5 protein-coding genes are annotated in these 4,631 nt (G+C 73.7%); all 5 read left to right on the forward strand.

All coding sequences use genetic code 11. The features are described from left to right. Positions 1 to 124 precede the first annotated feature (124 nt). The 5 genes from ACFXGX_RS30575 (at position 125) to trpA (ending at position 4,390) form a co-directional block, all read left to right on the forward strand. Entirely contained in the window at positions 125 to 574 is a 450-nt protein-coding gene (locus ACFXGX_RS30575) for a DUF2752 domain-containing protein (RefSeq protein ID WP_384797333.1), read from the forward strand. Between the two features lie 164 nt (positions 575 to 738). Next, positions 739 to 1,548 (forward strand): indole-3-glycerol phosphate synthase TrpC, encoded by an 810-nt coding sequence (gene trpC, locus ACFXGX_RS30580; RefSeq protein WP_384797336.1) that lies wholly within the window; start codon positions 739 to 741, stop codon positions 1,546 to 1,548. A gap of 220 nt (positions 1,549 to 1,768) precedes the next feature. Continuing rightward, positions 1,769 to 1,993 (forward strand): tryptophan biosynthesis modulator TrpM, encoded by a 225-nt coding sequence (trpM, locus tag ACFXGX_RS30585; protein ID WP_384797431.1) that lies wholly within the window; start codon positions 1,769 to 1,771, stop codon positions 1,991 to 1,993. A 292-nt stretch (positions 1,994 to 2,285) separates the two neighbouring features. Continuing rightward, entirely contained in the window at positions 2,286 to 3,578 is a 1,293-nt protein-coding gene (gene trpB / locus ACFXGX_RS30590; RefSeq protein WP_384797339.1) for a tryptophan synthase subunit beta, read from the forward strand. Then, complete coding sequence (trpA, locus tag ACFXGX_RS30595) at positions 3,575 to 4,390, forward strand: tryptophan synthase subunit alpha (protein WP_384797342.1); 816 nt, start codon at positions 3,575 to 3,577, stop codon at positions 4,388 to 4,390. The genes trpB and trpA overlap by 4 nt, the downstream gene beginning before the upstream one ends. The last annotated feature ends 241 nt before the right edge of the window (positions 4,391 to 4,631 follow it).

Raw genomic sequence — 4,631 nt, forward strand, 5'->3', positions numbered from 1 at the left:
GGGGGCGGGGGGGGGGCGCGCGCCCGCCGCCGCGTCGGGTGGCTGCGCGGCGGGCGCGCCGGCCCGCGGCGGCCCCCCCCCTTCCGTGTACCCGGGCGAGCGCCCGGCCCGCGCGAGAGGCAGAATGCGTCGCGTGAACGCCGAAACCCAGAGGGTGACGCGGACCGGGCCGGACGCGGGTGTGCTGCGGCGGCTGGCCGTTCCGGGCGGGCTGCTCGCGGCCGTAGCGGGTGCCTTCGCGTACGTCGGGGCCGTCGACCCCAACGAGCCCGGCCACTACCCCGTCTGCCCGCTGCTGCGCCTCACGGGCGTGTACTGCCCCGGCTGCGGCGGCCTGCGCAGCGCGCACGCCTTCGCGCACGGGGACCTCGCCACGGCGCTCACGGACAACGCGCTCGCCGTCGGCGGGTACCTGGCCTTCGCGGTCCTGTGGGCCGTCTGGGTGATCCGCGTCGTGCGCGGACGGCCCACCCGGCTCGACCTCGGACCCGTCCACCTGTGGAGCCTGGGCGCGTTGACGCTGGTCTTCACCGTTGTCCGGAATCTTCCCTCCGGCGGCTGGCTGCACCCTTGATCAAATGACAAATGTCCAGGTAGTGGGACCGGCGTCAACCGGATGCGAGGGCTACGCCTTCCTCCGGATACCATCGCAGTGACCCGACTTTTCCGTCAGGGACGGTGAACCCGGGTCGCCGATACACAGTTCAACCGTCCACCGCAGGGAAGGGGGCCGCTCGCGTGAGTGTGCTCGACGAGATCATCGACGGAGTCCGTGCCGACCTCGCGGAGCGGCAGGCGCGCGTCAGCCTCGACGAGCTCAAGGAGCGCGCGGCGAAGGCTCGGGCGGCCAAGGACGGCGTGGCCGCCCTGCGCGGCGACAGCGTCAAGGTCATCTGCGAGGTCAAGCGGTCCAGCCCCTCCAAGGGCGCGCTCGCCGCGATCGCGGACCCGGCGGCCCTGGCCGCCGACTACGAGGCGGGCGGCGCGGCCGTCATCTCCGTGCTCACCGAACAGCGCCGCTTCGGCGGTTCGCTCGCCGACCTGGAGGCCGTCCGCGCCCGCGTGGACATCCCGGTGCTGCGCAAGGACTTCATCGTCACGTCGTACCAGCTCTGGGAGGCCCGCGCGTACGGCGCCGATCTGGCGCTGCTCATCGTCGCGGCCCTCGAACAGCCCGCCCTGGAGTCCCTCATCGAGCGCGCCGAGTCCATCGGGCTCACGCCGCTGGTCGAGGTGCACGACGAGGACGAGGTCGAGCGCGCGGTGGACGCCGGCGCGAAGATCATCGGCGTCAACGCGCGCAACCTGAAGACGCTGAAGGTCGACCGTACGACCTTCGAGCGGGTCGCCCCCGAGATCCCCGACAGCATCGTCAAGATCGCCGAGTCCGGTGTCCGCGGCCCCCACGACCTCATCGCGTACGCCAACGCGGGCGCCGACGCTGTCCTGGTCGGCGAGTCCCTCGTCACCGGCCGCGACCCGAAGACCGCCGTCTCCGACCTGGTGGCGGCGGGCGCCCACCCGGCCCTGCGGCACGGACGGGACTGACCCGCAGATGTCCGCCCCGGCCCTCGCCCCCGCCGTACCCCGTCCGGGCCTTCGCCCCGACGGCGTACCGGTGCGCGCGGGGTCGGCCGCTCCGGCGCCGGCCGGCGCGCTCCCGCGGGCGAGGGCCGGATCGTCCGGGCCCGCGGCGCACAGCGAGGGCCCGCTGCCGCCCGTCGCGCGCCTTTCGCTCCCCGGGGACCCGTACGCCGGGGGCTTCGGCGTGCCCTCCGCCGCCGTGCTTCCCGTGCCTTCGGCGGCCCGTGACCCCTACGCCCGTCTCGCCCGCGGCTGCCGTCCGCGCGGCTGCCGGGCGCCCGCACGCCGGGTGCACGGGCGCCGGGTCCGTTACGTCATCGGCGACGAGCCGGGTCAGGTCAACGGCATGCGATGGCCCGGGCGCGTACGCGCGCTCACGCCCTCCCGGCCCGGTCACTCTCACAGGTGAACCGGGCCTGATCCCCCTCGGCCCCGCGCCGGACCGGTCACCGTGTGTGTGAACCGGGCCGCGTCCACGGCCGGGCGGACCGGGCCGCGTCCCACCCCGCACCGAGACCGCGCCGGAATCCGGCACACGCGGTCCCCGCGACGGCTCGTCCGTCGGGTGCGCGGGCGGACCGCGACTGGACGGGCGACGTCACCGGCGCAGCAGCCGGTGACGCCGGAGCGCGGGTGCGTCCGGTTCTCCGTGACCCTGTCCGATCCCGTGACCGGGGCTGTCGCCCCTGCGAGGTATCTGTATGCCCAGCGAGTTCTTCATTCCCGACCCCGACGGTCAAGTCCCGAGCGCCGAGGGCTACTTCGGCGCGTTCGGCGGCAAGTTCATTCCCGAGGCGCTGGTCGCCGCCGTGGACGAGGTCGCCGTCGAGTACGACAAGGCGAAGGCGGACCCCGAGTTCGCCCGCGAGCTCGACGACCTGCTCGTCCACTACACCGGACGCCCGAGCTCCCTCACCGAGGTGCCGCGCTTCGCCCGGCACGCCGGAGGCGCGCGGATCTTCCTCAAGCGCGAGGACCTGAACCACACCGGCTCGCACAAGATCAACAACGTGCTCGGCCAGGCCCTGCTCACGAAGCGGATGGGCAAGACCCGCGTGATCGCGGAGACCGGCGCCGGCCAGCACGGCGTCGCCACGGCCACCGCCTGCGCGCTCTTCGGCCTCGAATGCACCATCTACATGGGTGAGATCGACACCCAGCGCCAGGCGCTGAACGTGGCCCGGATGCGCATGCTCGGCGCCGAGGTCATCGCCGTGAAGTCCGGCTCCCGCACCCTCAAGGACGCCATCAATGAGGCGTTCCGCGACTGGGTCGCCAACGTCGACCACACGCACTACCTTTTCGGAACCGTCGCGGGACCGCACCCCTTCCCCGCCATGGTCCGCGACTTCCACCGCGTCATCGGCGTCGAGGCCCGTCGGCAGATCCTGGAGCGCGCTGGGCGGCTGCCCGACGCCGCGGTCGCCTGCGTCGGCGGCGGCTCCAACGCCATCGGCCTCTTCCACGCCTTCATCCCCGACAGCGGCGTCCGCCTGATCGGCTGCGAGCCCGCCGGGCACGGCGTGGAGACCGGCGAGCACGCGGCCACCCTGACCGCGGGCGAGCCCGGCATCCTGCACGGATCACGGTCGTACGTCCTCCAGGACGAGGAGGGCCAGATCACCGAGCCCTACTCGATCTCGGCCGGCCTCGACTACCCCGGCATCGGCCCCGAGCACTCCTACCTCAAGGACAGCGGCCGGGCCGAGTACCGCGCGGTCACCGACGACGCGGCGATGCAGGCCCTGCGGCTGCTCTCCCGCACCGAGGGCATCATCCCGGCCATCGAGAGCGCCCACGCGCTCGCCGGAGCCCTGGAGATCGGCAGGGAGCTGGGCGAGGACGGGCTGATCGTCGTCAACCTGTCCGGACGCGGCGACAAGGACATGGACACGGCCGCCCGCTACTTCGGCCTCTACGAGAACGGCGTAGACGCGGTCGTCGCCGCGGACGCCGACAGCGAGAACGCCGAGATCGAGGGGGACGCCAAGTGAGCGGCAACATCGAGCTGTTGAGCGACACCCTCGCCGGCGCGAAGGCGGAGGGGCGGTCCGCCCTCATCGCCTACCTGCCGGCCGGCTTCCCGACCGTCGACGGCGGGATCGCGGCGATCAAGGCCGTCTTCGAGGGCGGCGCCGACGTCGTCGAGGTCGGCCTGCCGCACAGCGACCCCGTCCTCGACGGCCCCGTCATCCAGACCGCCGACGACATCGCCCTGCGCGGCGGCGTCAGGATCGCGGACGTCATGCGGACCGTCCGCGAGGCCTTCGAGGCCACCGGCAAGCCCGTCCTCGTGATGACGTACTGGAACCCGATCGACCGCTACGGCGTCGAGCGCTTCACGGCCGAGCTCGCCGAGGCGGGCGGCGCGGGCTGCATCCTGCCCGACCTGCCCGTCCAGGAGTCGGCCCTGTGGAGGGAGCACGCCGGGAAGCACGGTCTCGCGACCGTCTTCGTCGTCGCGCCGAGCAGCAAGGACGCCCGCCTCGCCGAGATCACCGCGGCCGGCAGCGGCTTCGTGTACGCGGCCTCGCTGATGGGGGTCACCGGAACCCGGGAGTCGGTCGGGAACCAGGCCCAGGACCTGGTGGCCCGCACCAAGGCCACCACCGAGCTGCCCGTCTGCGTCGGCCTCGGCGTCTCCAACGCCGGGCAGGCCGCGGAGGTGGCCGGCTTCGCCGACGGCGTGATCGTCGGTTCGGCGTTCGTCAAGCGGATGCTGGACGCGCCGGACGAGGCGGCCGGCCTCGAAGCCGTACGGGAACTCGCGGCCGACCTCGCGAAGGGTGTGCGCACGACGGCGTGACGGGACGGAGCGGATCCGTGGCGACAGAGCGGATCCGTGGCGACAGAGCGGATCCGTACGGCGACGACCGGCCGGCAGATCCGTGCGTAACGGACAATCCGCTCACTCGAACGAGTGGACCTTGGACCGGGGGGGGGGGGGGGGGCCCCCCCCCGGGGGGGGGGCGGGGGGGGGGGTGAAAAAGAAGCAGCGTGAGGGCCGCGCCCCCCGCGGGGGGGGGGCGGGGGGGGGGGAGGAGTTC

This window comes from Streptomyces sp. NPDC059371 (assembly GCF_042751995.1).
In the GTDB taxonomy this organism is placed as follows: domain Bacteria; phylum Actinomycetota; class Actinomycetes; order Streptomycetales; family Streptomycetaceae; genus Streptomyces.

What these genes read in the sequence shown, in the direction of transcription:
- ACFXGX_RS30575 (WP_384797333.1), top strand. Translation starts at nt 125, where the DNA reads ATGCGTCGCGTGAACGCCGAAACCCAGAGGGTGACGCGGACCGGGCCG.
- trpB (WP_384797339.1), top strand. Translation starts at nt 2,286, where the DNA reads ATGCCCAGCGAGTTCTTCATTCCCGACCCCGACGGTCAAGTCCCGAGC.